Raw genomic sequence first — 17,301 nt, 5'->3', positions numbered from 1 at the left:
CCTTCCCTATTGGTCCATCAGTGCAGGAAAAAAGGTTTCATGCGCTGATTTAAGGCGTGCTGCAGATATGGTGACGCCGCTGGGAAGAATCAAATCATTTCCACCGGAGCGACCCATCAGACGTGCAGGCACCCCGGCCTGTGCGGCTTTGGCACAAAAAGACTGGGCATCGGCAACGCACACAAGGTAACGGGCCTGATCCTCGCCAAACCAGAAGGCTTCCGGGCGGATTCCGGAATCCGGGCTTTCCAGTTCGCAACCTGTGCCGGATGCCATGACCATTTCGGCTGCGGCAACCAGAATACCGCCATCGGCAATATCGTGGCATGCGCTAATCTGGCCTGCCTGAATTTCGGCCCGGACAAAATCCCCGTTCCGCTTTTCTGCTGCCAGATCAACCGTTGGTGGTGCGCCTTCTTCACGCCCCAGAATCTCGCGCAGCCAGATGGACTGGCCAAGTTCACCCTTGGTCGCGCCAATCAGCACCAGGTCACTGTCAGGCTGCATACCAAGGCCCACGGCAGAGGACACATCATCAAGCACACCAAGCCCACCAATAGCGGGAGTTGGCAGAATGGCCTGAGTTGTGCCGTCGGGCATACGGGTTTCGTTATACAGGGAGACGTTACCGCTCACGATGGGGAAGTCGAGAACCTTGCAGGCCTCTCCCATACCCTCGAGGGCCGCAATGAACTGGCCCATGATCTCCGGCTTTTCAGGGTTGCCGAAGTTCAGGTTATCCGTCACCGCCAGAGGGCGTGCACCGGTTGCCGTAATATTGCGCCATGCTTCAGCCACGGCCTGTGCACCACCTGTGCGCGGGTCCGCCTGACAGTAGCGCGGCGTGCAATCCGTTGTCAGTGCAAGACCGAGCTGCGTATCTTCTACCTTAACAATGGCGGCATCCGCAGCGCCGGGGCGGCGGACGGTCTGGCCCCCAACGGTGCTGTCATACTGGTTCCAGACCCATGCGCGCGACGCCAGATCGGGCGAGGCCACAAGCTGGAGCAGCATGGCATCAAGCGAGAGCGGTGCGTGAACACTGCCCAGCTCTGCAGGTTTTTCCGGGGCGATGGAAGGACGGTCATAAACCGGCGCTTCATCCGCCAGAGGTTCAAGCGGAATGTCAGCCTCAAGCTGGCCTTTGTGCTTGATGACAATATGGCCGGTTTCGGTCAGGTGACCGATAATGGCAAAGTCCAGTTCCCACTTTTCAAAAATCTGGCGTGCCAGTTCTGTCCGGTCAGGGCGCAGGACCATGAGCATGCGTTCCTGACTTTCAGAAAGCATCATCTCATATGCGGTCATGTTGGGTTCGCGCTGGGGCACGGCATCCAGGTCAAGCTCGATACCCACGCCACCTTTGCCAGCCATTTCCACGGCGGAAGAGGTCAGGCCTGCTGCACCCATGTCCTGAATGGCAACAATGGCATCTGTTGCCATCAGTTCCAGACAGGCTTCGATCAGCAGTTTTTCAATGAAGGGGTCGCCAACCTGCACGGTCGGGCGCTTGGAAAGCGCGTCTTCATCAAACTCGGCGGAGGACATGGTGGCGCCATGGATCCCGTCCCGCCCTGTGCGTGAACCAACATAGACAACAGGGTTGCCAACACCGGCTGCTGCGGACAGGAAAATACGGTCCTGTCGGGCAATGCCCACGGTCATGGCGTTAACAAGCGGGTTGCCATCATATGCCGGGTGGAAGTTGATTTCCCCCCCGACTGTCGGCACACCCACGCAGTTGCCATAGCCACCAATCCCGCGCACTACGCCATCCACAATCCGGCGGGTAATGGGGTTTTCAGGGCTGCCAAAACGCAGGGCATTCAGGTTGGCAATGGGGCGTGCACCCATGGTGAACACGTCACGCAGAATGCCGCCAACGCCTGTGGCTGCACCCTGATAGGGTTCGATAAAGGAAGGGTGGTTATGGCTTTCCATCTTGAAGATGGCGGCATAACCCTGCCCGATATCCACAACACCTGCGTTTTCACCCGGCCCATGGATAACCCAGGGAGCCTTGGTGGGCAGGCCACGCAGCCATTTACGGGAGGATTTGTAGGAGCAGTGCTCCGACCACATGACGGAAAAAACGCCCAGTTCCGTCAGGCTGGGCGTACGGCCCATGATAGACAGAACACGGCCGTATTCCTCGCCCGTCAGGCCGAATTCACGCGCCAGGGATTCATCAACGGTTACAGGCTTATTCACCGGACCAGAGCCTCCACCAGACCTTCAAACAGCGGCAGACCATCCTCGCCCCCCATCAGCGGATCAACCAGATCCTCGGGGTGGGGCATCATGCCGCAAATACGTTTGTTTTCGCTCAGAACACCGGCAATGCTGTTCACGCTGCCGTTGGGGTTGCTTGTTCTGTCATCCGCGCACACACGGCCTTTGGCATCGGCGTAGCGGAATGCAACACGGCCTTCGCCTTCAAGCACGGCAAGGGTCTGGGCATCGGCTGTGTAGTTGCCATCCCCATGTGCCAGCGGCGTGCGGAAGATGTCGCCCTTTTTCCAGCGCCGGGTAAAGGGAGTGCCTTCAACCTCCACGCGCAGATGGCAGTCCTGCGAAAGGAACCGCAGGTCCGCATTCCGCAGGAGTGCACCGGGGAGCAGGTTGCTCTCGGTCAGGATCTGGAAGCCGTTGCACACGCCCAGAATATGCCCGCCTTTGGCGGCAAAGTCGCGCACGGCCCCCATGATGGGGGAATGTGCGGCCATTGCGCCACAACGCAGGTAGTCACCATAGCTGAAGCCACCGGGCAGCACGACCAGATCCACACCGCTCAGATCTGTCTCATGGTGCCAGATCATGCGAGGGGCCTGCCCGGTTACGCGCCGCAGGGCAATGGCCATATCTCGTTCCCGGTTCGTGCCGGGAAATACGACAATCGCTGCTTTCATTTTTTCACGTCACACGGATAAGAGTCATGCAGGGCGGTAAAAACGCTCTCGCCCACTGGTTTGCCCAGAGAGTCGGAATGCGCTTTCAGCCAGGTGAGCACCTTGGTGCGGATGGCGGCAATGTCTTCGCTTGCCGGCACACAAAAGCCCGTGGGGGCGGAGGCATCGCCCGTATTGTGCGCGTTGATCTGGGCAAGGGTCACGCCATCGGTCAGGCCGCTCAGATAGGCATCGCACGCGGTGCGTGAGGCCGAACTGGAGCACATCTTGCCAAGTGCGCCCGCCTTCATGGGGGCCAGCCGCTGGGCATGTGCCAGAGTGGGGACCGCCAGCACACCGGCAAGGGCGATCAGGGCGAGGCGCTTCATGCCACAACCTCTACCGAGTAGTCCTCGATAACCAGGTTGGCGAGCAGGTTGCGGGCCATTTCGCCCGCTTTTTCGTGCGCTTCTTCTGCTTTTACACCATGCAGTTCCAGCTCTATGACCTTGCCAACGCGCACATCCTGCACGCCTTCAAAGCCCAGTGTGTGCAGTGCGTGACCAATGGCCTTTCCCTGCGGGTCCAGAACGCCGTCCTTAAGCATGACGGTTACACGTACTTTCATTCTCAAACTCCCAAAGTACCCGTAGGGGTTACTGAACTGTTTCTGGGCCTTTCATGTCACCCCCGGCGCCGTTTTCCGGCAGGATGCCCATGCGGCGTGCAACTTCCTGATAAGCTTCCTTCACGTTGCCCAGATCGCGGCGGAAGCGATCCTTGTCGAGCTTTTCGTTTGTGTGAAGGTCCCACAGACGGCAGTTATCAGGCGAAATTTCGTCAGCAAGAACAATACGCATGTCCTCACCTTCCCAGCACCGGCCGAACTCGAGTTTAAAGTCCACGAGCTGGATGCCAATGCCGCTGAACAGGCCGCAGAGGAAGTCGTTCACGCGCATGGACATGCCCGTAATATCTTCCAGGTCGTGCGGGCAGGCCCAGCCAAATGCAATAATGTGATCTTCCGATACCAGCGGGTCACCGAGTTCGTCGTTCTTGTAATAGAACTCAACAATCGGGCGCGGCAGGCGCTGGCCTTCGGGGATGTTGAAGCGCTTGGAAATGCTGCCAGCGGCAACATTGCGGATGACCACCTCAAGCGGGATAATCTCCACTTCCTTTACCAGCTGCTCACGCATGTTAATGCGGCGGATAAAGTGGGTGGGGATGCCGATTTCCTGCAAACGCAGCATCAGGTGTTCGCTAATGCGGTTGTTGAGCACACCTTTGCCGGTAATCACACCGCTTTTGGCACCATTGCCAGCCGTGGCATCGTCCTTGAAGTATTGCACAAGGGTCCCCGGTTCCGGACCTTCAAAGAGGATTTTGGCTTTACCTTCATAAAGCTGGCGGCGACGGGCCATAATGATCCTTACCTGTCGAAATGTGTGCGGGTGGTTGGGTGACCACCCCAAAAAACGGGGGAACCAGACTGGTGGTTCACCCCTTTATTGCTCCCGTGTTCATAGCAGGCTTCCCGCGTGGAGGATACAGCCTGTGCAAACCGGGCTGACGGTTACTGTTTGGGGCCAGTTTCACCGAAGATTTTTTCAAACTGGAAGTCCAGTGCTTTCAGGTGCTGGCGGCTGTCCATGGCGGCATCCAGCACATCGGCGGGAATGCGGCCCGAAATTTCGGCATCATCAGCCAGATTTTCGCGGAACGTTTTGCCTTCGGGCGTACCCAGCTTGGTCCATGTTGCCATCGCGTTGCGCTGGACAATACGGTAGGCATCTTCGCGCGACAGGCCGGCTTTTGCCAGTGCCAGCAGAACTTCGCCCGAATGGACCACGCCGCCAAGGCTTTCGATATTCGCGGCCATACGGTCGGGGTACACCACAAGCTTGGAGATCATGCCGGACAGGCGGGCCAGGGCAAAGTCCAGCCCGATGGTGGCATCGGGGCAGATGTTGCGCTCGACCGAGGAGTGGCTGATGTCACGTTCGTGCCACAGAGCCACGTTTTCCAGTGCCGGAATAACGGCCGCGCGCACCAGACGGGCAAGGCCGGTCAGGTTTTCGGTCAGCACGGGGTTGCGCTTGTGCGGCATGGCGGAAGAGCCCTTCTGCCCCGGATGGAAGAATTCCTCCGCTTCGCGCACTTCGGAGCGTTGCAGGTGGCGGACTTCCGTTGCAAGCCGCTCAATGCCGCTGGCAATAACGCCAAGAGCGCAGAAGAATGCCGCATGGCGGTCACGCGGGATAACCTGGGTGGAAACCGCTTCGGCCTGCAGGCCAAGGCGTTCGGCCACGTAGGCTTCCACACGCGGGTCAAGATGGGCGTATGTGCCTACAGCGCCGGAAATGGCACAGGTGGCAATTTCGGCCCGTGCGGTTTCAAGGCGGGTTCTGTTCCGGGCGAACTCGGCGTAATGGCCAGCAATCTTGAGACCGAAAGATGTGGGCTCGGCATGAATGCCGTGGCTGCGGCCAATGGTCAGGGTGTGTTTGTGTTCAAACGCACGTGCTTTAAGGGCGGCCAGAGTTTCGTCCAGATCCTTGAGCAGCAGGTCGGTGGCCTGCACAAGCTGCACGGCAAGGCAGGTGTCCAGCACGTCCGAGGAGGTCATGCCCAGATGGACAAACCGGCTTTCGGGGCCAACCTTTTCTGCCAGCCATGTCAGGAACGCAATAACGTCATGCCGTGTTTCGGCTTCGATCTCGTCAATCCGGGCGAGGTCTGCATCGCAAAAAGCAGCCATGGCGGCGTTGCCTTTTTCGCGGACCACTTTGGCGGCTTCCTTGGGGACCGTCCCGTATTCTGCCATGGCCTCACAGGCCAGAGCTTCGATCTCGAACCAGATTCGATAGCGGTTTTCAGGGGACCAGATTGCGGCCATGACGGGGCGGGTATAGCGCGGCACCATAACGCGAATTCCTTAACCAGAAAAGTTTAAACGTCAGACAGGTGGCGCCTCTCTAGCGGATTTCGCGCATGTCGTCTGCCCGCAATGCGGAAAACTTTGACATTTTCTGCCGTGTGCCAGAAATTCGCGCCATTCAATGCGTGTTCTGGAATCGGAGTTATTGTGGCCAACCTATTTGATTCTGCCAGTTTTCCGGCAGTTGCCGCCCTCTTGCAGGTTGTGCTGATTGATGTGACTCTGGCCGGGGACAACGCAGTTGTCATTGGTATGGCCGTACGCTCCCTTGGCGGGGCACAGCGGCGCAAGGCCATTTGGGCCGGTGTGGGGCTGGCTGCGGTCATCAGGGTGCTTTTGGCACTTGTAGCGGTCAAGCTGTTGAGCATTGTTGGCCTGACACTGGCCGGCGGCCTGCTCCTGCTATGGGTCTGCTGGCGCATGTACCGCGAAATGCAGCACGCCAATACTGCTGATGGGGCAGCGGGTAGCGCACCGGGCAGCCTGCGTTCGGCCATTATCAAAATCCTGATCGCTGATTTGTCCATGAGTCTGGATAACGTGCTGGCCGTGGCCGGGGCTGCACGTGAGCACCCCGGTATTCTGGTCATGGGGCTGGCCCTGTCTGTTGTGCTTATGGGGCTTGCGGCCTCCCTGATTGCGCGGCTGCTTGAGCGTTATAAGTGGATTTCGTGGGTGGGGCTGCTGGTTGTGCTGGGCGTTGCCGTAGAACTGATTGTTAGCGGCGGCGGAGAGGTTTGGGGCCACCTGTCCTGAGCCTGACGCAAGTGTGTCAGGCAGGCCGCCCCTGCCTGACAAAAGAACTTGCTAAATTGTAAAAAACCCGTTGAATTTCGGGTATGACCCGTTCTTACCCTTCATGGCGGCGGCAGCTTGTTGCCGCAGTATCTCTGGTCGGGTTTTCCCTGACCGCCTGCTCCGGTCCATCTGCCCAGCAGGTATCCGCACCTGAGGAAAGTGCCGGAGCAAGTGATGGTGCGCCCACCCGCAATGCCTTGCCGGTAGGTAACCTGAACGATCGGCTGGATACATGGCTCCGTCTTGTCGGGCCTGCACATGCAAGTGCTCAGGATTATGCCGATTTTTTACAATCCGGCAGTGTGTGGCCACGCTGGTCGGTGCTGGTCCTGCGTATGCAACAGGCTCTGGCAAACGAGACAGATACACAGGTGCTGGCCCGTTTGTGCCACAGCCAAAAACTGACTTATGCCCCGGCATTGGTGCAGTGCGCTACGCAGCTACCAGATGATAAACCCCTCCAACAGCAGCTTGCGGCCGAGGCCGTAACTGCATGGACCAATGGAAACGACACACCTGTAGCAGCAACTACGTTGGCCAGCACGTTTGGGGTAAGCCTTACCCCCCAGAGTTCATGGTTACGTTTTGACCGGGAGGAACGGTCTGGTCTGGTCAATGCTGCCCAGCAAACCCTGCCTTATCTTTCCGCCAGCAGGCAGCCGTTGGCGCAGGCCCGGTTGGCATTAAGAAACAATGACCCAACGGCACAATCCCAGTTTGATGCCCTGCCCTCTTCCGCGCGTGCCGACCCGTGGCTTGTGCTGGATCTGGTCCGCTGGCTGCGCAGGCAGCAACGCTATGACGAAGCCGTTGCTCTATGGAAAGCAGGAGCCGTTGAGGCCGAACGGACAACCCGCTCCAAGCTGTTCTGGCGCGAGCGGGATGGGCTGGCCCGTGAGCTGATCCAGCAGAATCGGGCCGGGGATGCCTTTGCCGTGGCGAATGACACAATTGCCCAAGGTGAAAGCCGTCTGGACGCTGTGTTCCTGAGCGGGTGGATTGCTCTGCGTATGCAGCACGATGCCGCAACCGCAGAGGACTTTTTTCGTCAGCTTACAGAATCTTCGTCGCTTATTACGCGCAGCCGTGGGTTTTACTGGCTTGGCCGTGCCCGGGCTTCTGTCGGCAATATGGCCTCGGCTCAGGCGGACTGGACGCGTGCTAGCGCTTACCCCGGCACCTATTACGGTCAAATGGCAGCAGCAACGTTGGCAGGTCAGGCCAATGCCCTGCTGGAACCGGAACAGGTGCCTGCACTGATCGTGCAAAACCTCAGGAATGCGGATAACGCACTGCCCCCGTCTTCTGAAGAGACACTACCAACAGGCAATGACCTGCTGCTGGCGGCTCTTCGGTTGGCAGCTATGGGGGATAAAGACCATACGCGCGATTTTTTGAATCTGTTTGAAAAACAGGTCACACAAACACCGCAACGTCAGGCGCTTTCGTCTCTAGCGTTGCGTCTGGGGGTGCCCGATATTGCCGTTACCGTAGCACGCCATGCCGGGCGGGATGGTGTGTTTATGCTACGTTCGGGCTGGCCCCTGCCCTACACGCCGCCACAGAGCAGTTTGCCCCAAGATTTTGTTATGGGCCTCATGCGGCAGGAGAGTAGCTTTAACCCCGATGCCGTAAGCCCATCCAATGCAATCGGCCTTATGCAGATCAAGCCTTCCACTGCGGCGGATATGGTGCGGGCTGCTGGGGTAGCGCCATCTGCCGCTACGGCTGTGGGGCTGCGGGATGCACAAAACAACATGCAACTGGGTACGGCCTACCTGCTCCATTTGCAGGATCGGTTTGGCCCCATAGTGCCTTATATGGCTGCCGCCTATAATGGAGGGCCTACCCGGTTGGCCAAATGGCTGACCACGGCAGGCGATCCCGCCCATAATGGAGGGCAAATGGAGCAGATGATCGACTGGGTGGAAAACATTCCCTATGCCGAAACACGTAATTACGTACAGCGTGTATGGGAAAACATGATTGTTTACAAAGCATTGGGAACACCAGAATGACCCCTGCCCGTTTGATCGCAACGTTTGGAGGCTGTGGCCTGTCCCCCCGTGCCCCCGGCACCGTTGGCTCCTTTGCTGCCTTGCTGGTTGGGCTACCTTTGCTAAAGCGGCCCCGCACGCTGGCGTGTGCTGCTGTAGCGGCAACCGTTGTGGGGTGGTGGGCCACAGCACGGGCGGGCAAAGGGGAAGACCACAGCTGGATTGTGATTGATGAAGTGGCGGGTATGTGGATCGCCCTGCTGGCCTGTTTACCCGATAGTGACCAGAGCGAGGAAGCAACCAAAGCCACGCACCGGTTGTTATGGCCCATTGTGGCGTTTGGGCTGTTCCGCGTGTTTGATATTACCAAGCCCGGCCCCATAGGCACGCTGGACAGGCGGCATGATGCCATTGGCGTTATGGGGGATGATGTGCTGGCCGGGTTTGCCAGTGCAGGCTGTGTGCACGCACTACGTAAAGTATGGGCGGCACGGAACTAAAAAGGGTTGAACATGCGCGAACAGACAGAAGAGTATGGCCCTGCGGTTCTGGCCGAAGCCGAACGTGTTCTGGCTCTGTTGCGCGCAGCAGAACTGCGGGTTGTTACGGCTGAAAGCTGCACGGGCGGGCTGGTCGCCGGGGCATTAACGCATTTTGCCGGGTCATCAGATGTGACTGAAGGTGGCTTTGTCACCTACTCCAACGGCATGAAGCAGGCAGTACTGGGCGTACAGGCCAGCACATTAGCTGCCCATGGCGCGGTGAGTGCACAAACGGTAGAGCAGATGGCTGAGGGCGCGTTGAACGCCAGCTCCAGTGCTGGTGTGGCTGTGTCTATTTCCGGTATTGCGGGGCCAGGAGGCGGGGGCGTGGACAAGCCTGTGGGGCTGGTCTGGTTTGCCACTGCGCTGCGTGGAGGCCCAACTCGCGCGGATCAGCAGATATTCTCCGGGGATCGGGTACAGGTGCGCGAGCAGGCAGTGTTGCACGCTTTAAGGCTTGTTTCTGCCCGCTTGGTTCATCTGTAGCGGGTTATCGTCTGTCTGCCGGGTTATAAACAGGGGCTTCCTGTAAATCCGGTGCCATAACCCCTGTGCCTTTGGCTATGGTACCATCTGGCAATGCAGGAGTGGCGGCCGGTTGGGCAGGCTGGGTGCGCTGTATATGCGCCAGACTTTGAGCGTTTAACGCATCCGCTGTTACGTTCCCGCCGTGAGGCTGATCCGTAGGGGCTGTGCGCTCTGTTTGTTTTGGCAGTGTGTCTGCCATAGTCTGTGCAACTGGTGCCAGTATTCCACCAAGCAGAAACAGATAAAACAGTATGGGCATGCGGTTGTCCCCCGTGTTCAAACTCTGGGTTCTGCGTGATGGAGGTATGGTTCAGGTTGCCGTTTTCTGGCCCGAAAGAGCGGCTGGAGTGGCGGTGCCAGCCTGTAGTACGGGAGGGCCATAAACCTCTTTGGCACGCTTGATAAAAGCGGAAACCATAAGACGGGTTGCCTCGGTAAAGACTACACCAATAGCCGCTTGCAGAATGCGGGAGTTAAACTCGAAATCGACAAAAAAATCGACCTGACAGCCGTTGGCATGGGGCGTGAACTTCCACACATTACGCAGGTAGCGGAACGGCCCGCGCTCGTAACGCACGGTAATGGTGGACGGACGGTCCAGTGTCACACGGGAGGTAAAACTCTCCCTGAACGGACCAAAGCCTATGGTCAGGTCGGCAACAAGTTCTGTTTCGGTGCGGCTGCGCAAGCGTGCGGCAACACACCAGGGTAAAAAGGCGGGGTAGTGTGCAACGTCCGCAACCAGATCAAAAATCTGGTCGGGGCGATAGGGCAGAACACGCGTCTCTGCGTGTTTAGGCATTACAGAGCCTCCTTCAGGCGCTTGTTGCGTGCTTCGCGCAGCTGCGCAAAATCTGTGTCGGCATGGTAGGAAGAGCGCGTAAGGGGGCTGGAACTGACCTGCAAAAACCCTTTTACGCGCGCCATGGTGCCGTATTCCTCGAATTCTTCCGGTGTTACAAAGCGCGCAACGGCAGCGTGCTTGACCGTGGGCTGCAAATACTGCCCCATTGTGATAAAATCCACATCAGCAATGCGCAGGTCATCCATGACCTGAGCGAGTTCCATTTTTTCTTCACCCAAACCCAGCATCAGCCCGGATTTGGTGAAAATGGAAGGATCAAGCTGCTTGACCCGGTCCAGCAGACGCATGGACTGGTAATACCGCGCGCCGGGCCGGATGGTGGGGTAAAGGCGTGGCACGGTTTCCAGATTATGGTTGAACACGTCCGGGCGGGCTTTAACAACCACTTCCAGAGCCTTGTCTTTACGTAAAAAATCCGGTGTCAGGATTTCAATGGTCGTGTCGGGGGATGTCGCGCGTATGGCAGCAATGACACGCGCAAAATGCTGCGCGCCCCCATCGGCCAGATCATCCCGGTCGACAGAAGTGATCACTACATGGCGCAGGCCCAGCTTGGCTACGGCTTCTGCCACGCGTTCAGGCTCGCCGTCATCCAGTGCATGAGGCAAGCCGGTGCTGACATTGCAGAATGCACACGCACGGGTGCAGATTTCCCCCATGATCATCATGGTGGCGTGGCGCTGTGACCAGCACTCCCCTATGTTGGGGCATGCGGCCTCCTCACATACAGTGACCAGCTTGTTGTCACGCATGAGGGTTCGTGTTTCGTGGTAAGTTGGGTGGTTGGGTGCTCTAACCCGTATCCACTCCGGCTTGCGGGCAATGGGGTTGTCCGGCCGATGGGCTTTTTCGGGGTGCCGTATCCGGCTTGTCCCACCTTTTCGATGATCAATCTCGACACGAGTAGACATGACTTCGCCCATTTATACCCAAAGAGTGCAGATAGAACTGGAATGCCCCTGCATGCACGTCAAGGTGTTGGAGAGGCGATAACCGGGAATGGGGCATCAAACCCGCGAGATTGATGCCCTACCCTTTTGAAAACAAAAGACTAAAAGTGCAAAGCGCCATCATAGGCCGCAAGAACGGCCTCATGCATGGATTCAGAAATGGTGGGATGCGGGAAAATGGTTTCAGCCAGTTCCGCTTCCGTCAGTTCCCCTGTGCGGGCAATAACGTAACCCTGAATCATTTCAGTCACTTCCGCGCCAATCATGTGCGCGCCAAGGAGCTCGCCGGTCTGGGCATCAAAAACCGTTTTGATCAGCCCGTCCGGTTCACCCATGGCAAGGGCTTTACCATTGGCAATAAGCGGGAAGCGGCCAACACGTACCTTGTAACCAGCCTCCAGCGCCTTTGCTTCCGTGTAACCAACGGAGGCAATTTGCGGGCGGCAGTAGGTGCAGCCGGGTATTTTGGTCGGGTCAATTGGGTGGACTTTTCTACCCGCAATGGCCTCTACACACATCACGGCTTCATGGCTGGCCTTGTGGGCAAGCCATGGCGCACCGGCCAGATCGCCAATAGCGTACACGCCTGGCTCGCCCGTGCGGCAAAGCGCATCTGTGACCACATGCGTCCGATCGACCTGGATTTTGGTCCCTTCCAGCCCGATTTTTTCCACATTGCCAACAATACCAACGGCAGAAATAACCCGTTCGGCAACCAATGTATCGGCTTTACCATTGACGGTAACGGGAATGCTGACCCCGGTTGCCGTTTTCTGCAACGTGCCGATTTTGGCGCTGGTCAGCACCCGAATGCCCTGTTTTTCAAAGGCTTTGCGTGCAAGCTGGCTTATTTCAACATCTTCTACGGGCAGAATGCGCTCGGCAACTTCCACCAGCGTTACGTCCGCACCCATGTTGCGGTAGAAGGATGCAAACTCGGTGCCGATAGCGCCAGAACCAATAACCACAAGGCTTTTGGGCATGGTTTCTGGCACAAGGGCTTCCTTGTAGGACCAGATGAATTGACCATCCGGCTCCAGCCCCGGCAGCACCCGTGCGCGCGCACCGGTTGCCAGAATAACGTGCTGGGCGGTGAGCGTGGTGGGGGCAGCTCCATCCTTGCTGACGAGCACTTTGCGGCGACCGTTGGCCAATGTGCCGTCCAGCTTGCCATGGCCGTCAAAAACCGGAACCTTGGCCTTTTTAAGCAGATGCGCAACCCCTGCGGACAACTGCTTGGAGACAGCCCGGGAGCGGGCAACAATTTTTTTAAAATCACAGCTTACGCCATCGGCCTTAAACCCATAGGTCGGCAGGTCGTGTAGCAGATGATTGATTTCCGATGCCCGAAGCAGCGCCTTGGTGGGGATGCATCCCCAGTTAAGGCAGATGCCACCAAGATGCTGGGCTTCAACCACCGCAACGGAGAGTTTAAGCTGGGCAGCGCGTAGGGCGGCAACATACCCACCCGGCCCGCCACCAATGACGATCACATCAAAATCTGTCTGGCTCATGATGCCAAATTTCTCCCGCAAAAGGCTGCGTTACAGAACAAGAGCCAGAGGTGCCTGCACAATGTTACGGAAGGCCGAGAGCCACTTGGCCGCCATGGCCCCATCCACCGCACGGTGATCGACCGAGAGTGTTACAGTCATGACTGTTGCCACTTTAATTTCGTCACCACTCACAACAGGCTGCCTTTTGCCAGCGGCAATGGCCAGAATGGCGGCCTGCGGGGGGTTCACAATAGCTGCGAATTCCTTGACGCCGAACATCCCCATATTGGAAATGGAGAACGTACCGCCCTGAAACTCTTCCGGCTTCAGCTTGCCTGCTCTGGCGCGGGAAACCAGAGATTTGGCCTCCTGACTGATCTGCTTGAGGCTTTTGCGGTCCGCAGCCCGCACAATGGGGGTAATCAGCCCATCATCAAGGGAAACCGCCACGGAAATATCCGCATCTTCATGCAAGATCATGGCGTCTTCCGTAAAGGAGGCGTTGACTTCGGGCACCTGCTTGAGCGCAAGAGCCGCCGCCTTGATCAGCATGTCATTAACCGACAGCTTGAACGCGTCCTGCCCTTCATCATGAGACAGAGCATTGAGCTGTGAGCGTAATGCCATAAGCGCATCAAGCTCCACATCCATGGAAACATAGAAGTGCGGAATGGTCGCCTTGGATTCACTCAACCGGCGGGCAATCACCTTGCGCATGGTGGTGTGCGGCACCGTACGGCTTGCGCCCGTGGGAAGAGGTGCATTTGCCTGCTGGCCGGGTTTGGGGGCAACCGCTGCCTGTGCGGCAGCCGCTTCCACATCGCGTTTGACAATGCGCCCGTTAGGCCCTGTTCCTTTGAGCGTGGACAGGTCCACATTTTTTGCAGCGGCAATGCGGCGAGCCAGCGGGGAGGCAACAATGCGGTTGGCCGGGCGCGAGGCCTGCAATGCAGCCGCCGGGGCAACCGGCGCACTGGCTGGTGCGGCGGATGGTGCTACAGCACCCGCCTGTGCGGGAGCGGGTGCAGGAGCTGCGCTGGTGGAGGACGGTGCGGCAGAGTCCGGCACAGCCTCCCCTTCTTCCACCATAATGGCGATGGGCGTATTGACCGCAACCCCCTCGGTTCCTTCGGGAACAAGGATGCGGCCAAAAATGCCATCTTCAATGGCTTCTACTTCCATTGTGGCCTTGTCGGTTTCGATCTCGGCCAGCACATCGCCATTGCTAACCGTATCGCCCTCTTTTTTCAGCCAGCGGGCAATTTTACCCTCTGTCATGGTGGGAGAGAGGGCGGGCATCAGAATTTCAATTGCCATCTTTCATCACCTCAGATCAGGCTGCGCACGGCTTTAACCACGTGCTCAGACTGTGGAAGGGCCAGTTTTTCCAGATTGGCTGCAAATGGCATGGGCACATCTTCACCGGCAACGCGCACGGGTGGTGCATCCAGCCAGTCAAAGGCATGTTCAATAACCTGCATGGCCACTTCGGAGCCAATGCCAGCAAACGGCCAGCCCTCTTCCACCGTGACAAGGCGGCTGGTCTTTTTTACGCTGTTGACAATTGTGGCTGTATCCAGCGGACGAATGCTGCGCAGGTTGATCACTTCGGCCTCAATCCCCTGCTTGGCAAGTTCAGCCGCTGCATCCAGCGCTGTACCTACGGCAATGGAGAAAGCAACGATGGTAACATCGGTGCCAGCCCGTTCGATCTTTGCCTTGCCAATGGGTAGAATGAAATCTTCATCAATCGGGCAAGGGAACTTCTGCCCGTAAAGAATCTCATTTTCCAGCACGATCACCGGGTTCGGGTCGCGGATAGCAGCGCGCAGCAGCCCTTTGGCGTCTGCTGCGGACCACGGGGCAACAACTTTAAGCCCTGGCACATGGCCGTACCAGCTTGCGTAACACTGCGAATGCTGGGCACCCACGCGTGCGGCAGCGCCGTTAGGGCCGCGGAACACAATGGGGCACCCCATCTGCCCGCCGGACATATACAGCGTTTTGGCAGCGGAGTTGATAATGTGGTCAATGGCCTGCATGGCAAAGTTCATGGTCATGAACTCGACAACAGGTTTAAGCCCGGTCAGGGCTGCGCCAACGGCCATGCCGGTAAAGCCATGCTCGGTAATGGGCATGTCCAGCACGCGTTTTTCGCCAAACTCCTGCAACAGCCCTTGGGAGATTTTGTAAGCGCCCTGGTATTCGGCGACTTCCTCACCCAGCAGGAACACGTCTTCATCGCGGCGTAGTTCTGCTGCCATGGCGTCGCGCAGGGCTTCACGCACGGTAATTTCCCGCGTTTCACCCCAGTCCTGCTCTGGTTCGGTCGGGCTCAGGGGTGTTGCGGGCGCGGTTGCGGGGGATGCCGTGCTGGCGGCTGCCGGTGCGGGAGCGCTGGTGGTGGGCGCATCGCTTACGGTATCGGTTTCGGGCACGGCCTCACCGTCTTCAACCACAATGGCTATGGGGGTGTTGACGGCAACACCTTCAACCCCTTCGCTGATCAGCACACGACCAAGAATACCGTCTTCAATGGCTTCAATTTCCATTGTGGCCTTGTCGGTTTCGATCTCGGCCAGCACGTCGCCGGTGGTAATGGTGTCCCCTTCCTTTTTCAGCCAGCGGGCAATTTTGCCTTCTGTCATGGTGGGGGAAAGGGCGGGCATTAAAATTTTAGTCGCCATAATCTGCTCAGGCCTCCAGCACAACGTCCGTATAAAGTTCAGAAGGATCAGGTTCCGGGCTGGTCTGCGCGAATTCGGCTGAGTCGTTCACGACGGCTTTAATTTCGGCTTCCATGGCTTTGAGCGTGGCTTCCTCAACCCCGGCGTCCAGAAGGATATGCTTGACGTGTTCAATCGGGTCACGCGTCTTGCGGACCAGATCAACTTCCTCACGCGTGCGGTATTTGGCCGGATCGGACATGGAGTGACCACGGTAGCGGTAGGTCATCATTTCCAGAATGTAAGGACCTTTGCCCGCGCGGCAGTGTGCGACGGCCTGAGCTGCGGCGGCATGCACGGCAGCAACATCCATGCCATCCACCTGCACGCCGGGAATGCCCCAAGGCTCACCATTTTTGTATAGGTTATGGGAAGCCGAAGCCCGCTCAATTGCAGTGCCCATGCCGTATTTGTTGTTTTCGATGACAAAAATACAGGGCAATTTGTGCAGGGCGGCCAGATTGAAGCTTTCGTAAACCTGCCCCTGCCCGGCTGCGCCATCCCCAAAATACGCAACAGAAACTTCATCCGTGCCGCGATATTTGTTGGCGAAGGCCAGACCAATGCCAAGTGCTACCTGTGCACCAACAATACCATGCCCACCATAGAAGTTCTTCTCGCGCGAGAACATGTGCATGGAACCGCCCTTGCCATGCGAATAGCCCGTGGCGCGGCCGGTCAACTCAGCCATAACGCCCCGCGGGGTCATACCTGCGACAAGCATCTGCCCATGGTCGCGGTAGGAGGTGATCAGCTTGTCCCCGTCCTTGAGGCACATCTGTATGCCAACCACAACGGCTTCCTGCCCGATGTAAAGGTGGCAGAACCCCCCGATCAGCCCCATGCCGTAAAGCTGCCCGGCTTTTTCTTCAAACCGGCGGATCAGCAGCATGTCGTGATAAGCTGTTAGAAACTGCTCCCGGGTCAGTGATGGGCCGTTGCCACCGACTGCGCCGACCTGCTCAGATGTTGTTTCCATGTATGGACCCTCTACGATACATAGGTAAATGCGTCTTATAACGTAATGTCTTGGCGGCCAGGGGACTGGTCGGTTCGAGCATTTTATCGTGTTTTTTGCATAAAAAAATGCCGTCTGATCAGGGCACCTTGGTTATTTGGCGTTATATTCTCCTGATCTGCCACCGCTTTTGTGCTGTAGCCGGATATTGTCGATGCGCATGCTACGGTCAACGGCCTTGCACATGTCATAGAGTGTGAGGGCCGCGACAGATACCGCAGTCAACGCCTCCATTTCCACTCCGGTTGCGTCTTTTGTTGTAACAGCCGCAGTGATCTCGATTTTGTCATCTATAGCGACAAGATCAAGCGTGACAGATGTCAGGCGCAACGGGTGGCAGAGGGGGATAACATCAGCCGTTTTTTTTGCGGCCATAATCCCCGCAATCCGGGCTGTTGCCAGCACATCCCCTTTGGGCATGGAGCCCGAGACAATCAGATCCAGCGTGTGGCGCTGCATATGCACTTCTGCTGCCGCAATGGCCTTGCGGAAGGTCTCGTCCTTATCGGATACATCCACCATCCGGGCATGCCCGGATGAATCCAGATGGGT

At 57.8% G+C, this 17,301-nt stretch carries 18 protein-coding genes; 4 read left to right on the top strand and 14 right to left on the bottom strand.

The genetic code is table 11. The features are described from left to right. Window positions 1-6: 6 nt before the first annotated feature. The 6 genes from purL to purB all read right to left on the bottom strand — a co-directional run bounded on the left by purL (window position 7) and on the right by purB (window position 5,814). On the bottom strand, window positions 7-2,211 hold the full coding sequence (gene purL, locus ACSYTG_RS07055; RefSeq protein ID WP_415419971.1) for a phosphoribosylformylglycinamidine synthase subunit PurL: 2,205 nt from the start codon (window positions 2,209-2,211) through the stop codon (window positions 7-9). Continuing rightward, the gene (gene purQ, locus ACSYTG_RS07050; protein WP_086645963.1) at window positions 2,208-2,909 is read right to left on the bottom strand and encodes a phosphoribosylformylglycinamidine synthase subunit PurQ; all 702 of its coding nucleotides are present in this window, start codon (window positions 2,907-2,909) and stop codon (window positions 2,208-2,210) included. The genes purL and purQ overlap by 4 nt, the downstream gene beginning before the upstream one ends. Further along, complete coding sequence (locus ACSYTG_RS07045) at window positions 2,906-3,277, bottom strand: Rap1a/Tai family immunity protein (RefSeq protein ID WP_165924907.1); 372 nt, start codon at window positions 3,275-3,277, stop codon at window positions 2,906-2,908. The genes purQ and ACSYTG_RS07045 overlap by 4 nt, the downstream gene beginning before the upstream one ends. Further along, window positions 3,274-3,516: a phosphoribosylformylglycinamidine synthase subunit PurS gene (gene purS, locus ACSYTG_RS07040; protein WP_086645965.1), complete on the bottom strand. Its 243-nt coding sequence runs from the start codon at window positions 3,514-3,516 to the stop codon at window positions 3,274-3,276. Before purS ends, ACSYTG_RS07045 begins: the two co-directional genes overlap by 4 nt. 28 nt (window positions 3,517-3,544) lie before the next feature. Next, window positions 3,545-4,312: a phosphoribosylaminoimidazolesuccinocarboxamide synthase gene (gene purC / locus ACSYTG_RS07035; RefSeq protein ID WP_086645966.1), complete on the bottom strand. Its 768-nt coding sequence runs from the start codon at window positions 4,310-4,312 to the stop codon at window positions 3,545-3,547. Window positions 4,313-4,464: 152 nt separating this feature from the next. After that, window positions 4,465-5,814, bottom strand: coding sequence for an adenylosuccinate lyase (gene purB / locus ACSYTG_RS07030; RefSeq protein ID WP_086645967.1), 1,350 nt, complete (start codon window positions 5,812-5,814; stop codon window positions 4,465-4,467). Between the two features lie 162 nt (window positions 5,815-5,976). Here purB and ACSYTG_RS07025 point away from each other — a divergent pair, with 162 nt between their 5' ends. The 4 genes from ACSYTG_RS07025 (at window position 5,977) to ACSYTG_RS07010 (ending at window position 9,652) form a co-directional block, all read left to right on the top strand. After that, window positions 5,977-6,585 carry a YjbE family putative metal transport protein gene (locus tag ACSYTG_RS07025; RefSeq protein ID WP_253527523.1) on the top strand — a complete coding sequence of 203 codons (609 nt, stop codon included), beginning with the start codon at window positions 5,977-5,979 and terminating at the stop codon, window positions 6,583-6,585. Window positions 6,586-6,668: 83 nt separating this feature from the next. Then, window positions 6,669-8,645, top strand: coding sequence for a lytic transglycosylase domain-containing protein (locus tag ACSYTG_RS07020; protein WP_489782814.1), 1,977 nt, complete (start codon window positions 6,669-6,671; stop codon window positions 8,643-8,645). Next, window positions 8,642-9,124, top strand: coding sequence for a phosphatidylglycerophosphatase A family protein (locus tag ACSYTG_RS07015; protein WP_489782813.1), 483 nt, complete (start codon window positions 8,642-8,644; stop codon window positions 9,122-9,124). The genes ACSYTG_RS07020 and ACSYTG_RS07015 overlap by 4 nt, the downstream gene beginning before the upstream one ends. Before the next feature lie 12 nt (window positions 9,125-9,136). Continuing rightward, entirely contained in the window at window positions 9,137-9,652 is a 516-nt protein-coding gene (locus ACSYTG_RS07010) for a CinA family protein (protein WP_489782812.1), read from the top strand. A gap of 4 nt (window positions 9,653-9,656) precedes the next feature. On the opposite strand, the gene ACSYTG_RS07005 is transcribed toward ACSYTG_RS07010, so the two are convergent. The 8 genes from ACSYTG_RS07005 to moaC all read right to left on the bottom strand — a co-directional run bounded on the left by ACSYTG_RS07005 (window position 9,657) and on the right by moaC (window position 17,271). After that, window positions 9,657-9,953, bottom strand: coding sequence for a hypothetical protein (locus ACSYTG_RS07005; RefSeq protein WP_489782811.1), 297 nt, complete (start codon window positions 9,951-9,953; stop codon window positions 9,657-9,659). 51 nt (window positions 9,954-10,004) lie between these two features. After that, window positions 10,005-10,496 (bottom strand): type II toxin-antitoxin system RatA family toxin, encoded by a 492-nt coding sequence (locus ACSYTG_RS07000; protein ID WP_086645973.1) that lies wholly within the window; start codon window positions 10,494-10,496, stop codon window positions 10,005-10,007. After that, window positions 10,496-11,470, bottom strand: a complete 975-nt coding sequence (lipA, locus tag ACSYTG_RS06995) for a lipoyl synthase (protein ID WP_086646064.1) — start codon at window positions 11,468-11,470, stop codon at window positions 10,496-10,498. The genes ACSYTG_RS07000 and lipA overlap by 1 nt, the downstream gene beginning before the upstream one ends. 140 nt (window positions 11,471-11,610) lie before the next feature. Then, window positions 11,611-13,023, bottom strand: coding sequence for a dihydrolipoyl dehydrogenase (gene lpdA / locus ACSYTG_RS06990; protein ID WP_489782810.1), 1,413 nt, complete (start codon window positions 13,021-13,023; stop codon window positions 11,611-11,613). 30 nt (window positions 13,024-13,053) lie between these two features. Continuing rightward, window positions 13,054-14,322, bottom strand: coding sequence for a pyruvate dehydrogenase complex dihydrolipoamide acetyltransferase (locus ACSYTG_RS06985; protein ID WP_489782809.1), 1,269 nt, complete (start codon window positions 14,320-14,322; stop codon window positions 13,054-13,056). 11 nt (window positions 14,323-14,333) lie between these two features. Further along, on the bottom strand, window positions 14,334-15,692 hold the full coding sequence (locus tag ACSYTG_RS06980; RefSeq protein WP_489782808.1) for a pyruvate dehydrogenase complex E1 component subunit beta: 1,359 nt from the start codon (window positions 15,690-15,692) through the stop codon (window positions 14,334-14,336). 7 nt (window positions 15,693-15,699) lie between these two features. Then, a complete protein-coding gene (gene pdhA / locus ACSYTG_RS06975) occupies window positions 15,700-16,710 on the bottom strand; it encodes a pyruvate dehydrogenase (acetyl-transferring) E1 component subunit alpha (RefSeq protein ID WP_086645977.1) in 1,011 nt (336 codons plus the stop codon). Between the two features lie 132 nt (window positions 16,711-16,842). Further along, a complete protein-coding gene (gene moaC, locus ACSYTG_RS06970; protein WP_491706462.1) occupies window positions 16,843-17,271 on the bottom strand; it encodes a cyclic pyranopterin monophosphate synthase MoaC in 429 nt (142 codons plus the stop codon). Between the last annotated feature and the right edge of the window lie 30 nt (window positions 17,272-17,301).

The organism is Acetobacter sp. ESL1128 (assembly GCF_058505085.1).
Note: the sequence above shows the minus strand (reverse complement) of the source record. Positions and strands in the feature narration are given on the sequence as shown.

What these genes read in the sequence shown, in the direction of transcription:
- pdhA (WP_086645977.1), bottom strand. Translation starts at nt 16,710, where the DNA reads ATGGAAACAACATCTGAGCAGGTCGGCGCAGTCGGTGGCAACGGCCCA.
- lpdA (WP_489782810.1), bottom strand. Translation starts at nt 13,023, where the DNA reads ATGAGCCAGACAGATTTTGATGTGATCGTCATTGGTGGCGGGCCGGGT.
- purS (WP_086645965.1), bottom strand. Translation starts at nt 3,516, where the DNA reads ATGAAAGTACGTGTAACCGTCATGCTTAAGGACGGCGTTCTGGACCCG.
- ACSYTG_RS06980 (WP_489782808.1), bottom strand. Translation starts at nt 15,692, where the DNA reads ATGGCGACTAAAATTTTAATGCCCGCCCTTTCCCCCACCATGACAGAA.
- ACSYTG_RS07045 (WP_165924907.1), bottom strand. Translation starts at nt 3,277, where the DNA reads ATGAAGCGCCTCGCCCTGATCGCCCTTGCCGGTGTGCTGGCGGTCCCC.
- ACSYTG_RS07020 (WP_489782814.1), top strand. Translation starts at nt 6,669, where the DNA reads ATGACCCGTTCTTACCCTTCATGGCGGCGGCAGCTTGTTGCCGCAGTA.
- ACSYTG_RS06985 (WP_489782809.1), bottom strand. Translation starts at nt 14,322, where the DNA reads ATGGCAATTGAAATTCTGATGCCCGCCCTCTCTCCCACCATGACAGAG.
- ACSYTG_RS07000 (WP_086645973.1), bottom strand. Translation starts at nt 10,496, where the DNA reads ATGCCTAAACACGCAGAGACGCGTGTTCTGCCCTATCGCCCCGACCAG.
- ACSYTG_RS07005 (WP_489782811.1), bottom strand. Translation starts at nt 9,953, where the DNA reads ATGCCCATACTGTTTTATCTGTTTCTGCTTGGTGGAATACTGGCACCA.
- lipA (WP_086646064.1), bottom strand. Translation starts at nt 11,470, where the DNA reads ATGTCTACTCGTGTCGAGATTGATCATCGAAAAGGTGGGACAAGCCGG.
- purB (WP_086645967.1), bottom strand. Translation starts at nt 5,814, where the DNA reads ATGGTGCCGCGCTATACCCGCCCCGTCATGGCCGCAATCTGGTCCCCT.
- purQ (WP_086645963.1), bottom strand. Translation starts at nt 2,909, where the DNA reads ATGAAAGCAGCGATTGTCGTATTTCCCGGCACGAACCGGGAACGAGAT.
- moaC (WP_491706462.1), bottom strand. Translation starts at nt 17,271, where the DNA reads ATGGTGGATGTATCCGATAAGGACGAGACCTTCCGCAAGGCCATTGCG.
- ACSYTG_RS07010 (WP_489782812.1), top strand. Translation starts at nt 9,137, where the DNA reads ATGCGCGAACAGACAGAAGAGTATGGCCCTGCGGTTCTGGCCGAAGCC.
- ACSYTG_RS07015 (WP_489782813.1), top strand. Translation starts at nt 8,642, where the DNA reads ATGACCCCTGCCCGTTTGATCGCAACGTTTGGAGGCTGTGGCCTGTCC.
- purC (WP_086645966.1), bottom strand. Translation starts at nt 4,312, where the DNA reads ATGGCCCGTCGCCGCCAGCTTTATGAAGGTAAAGCCAAAATCCTCTTT.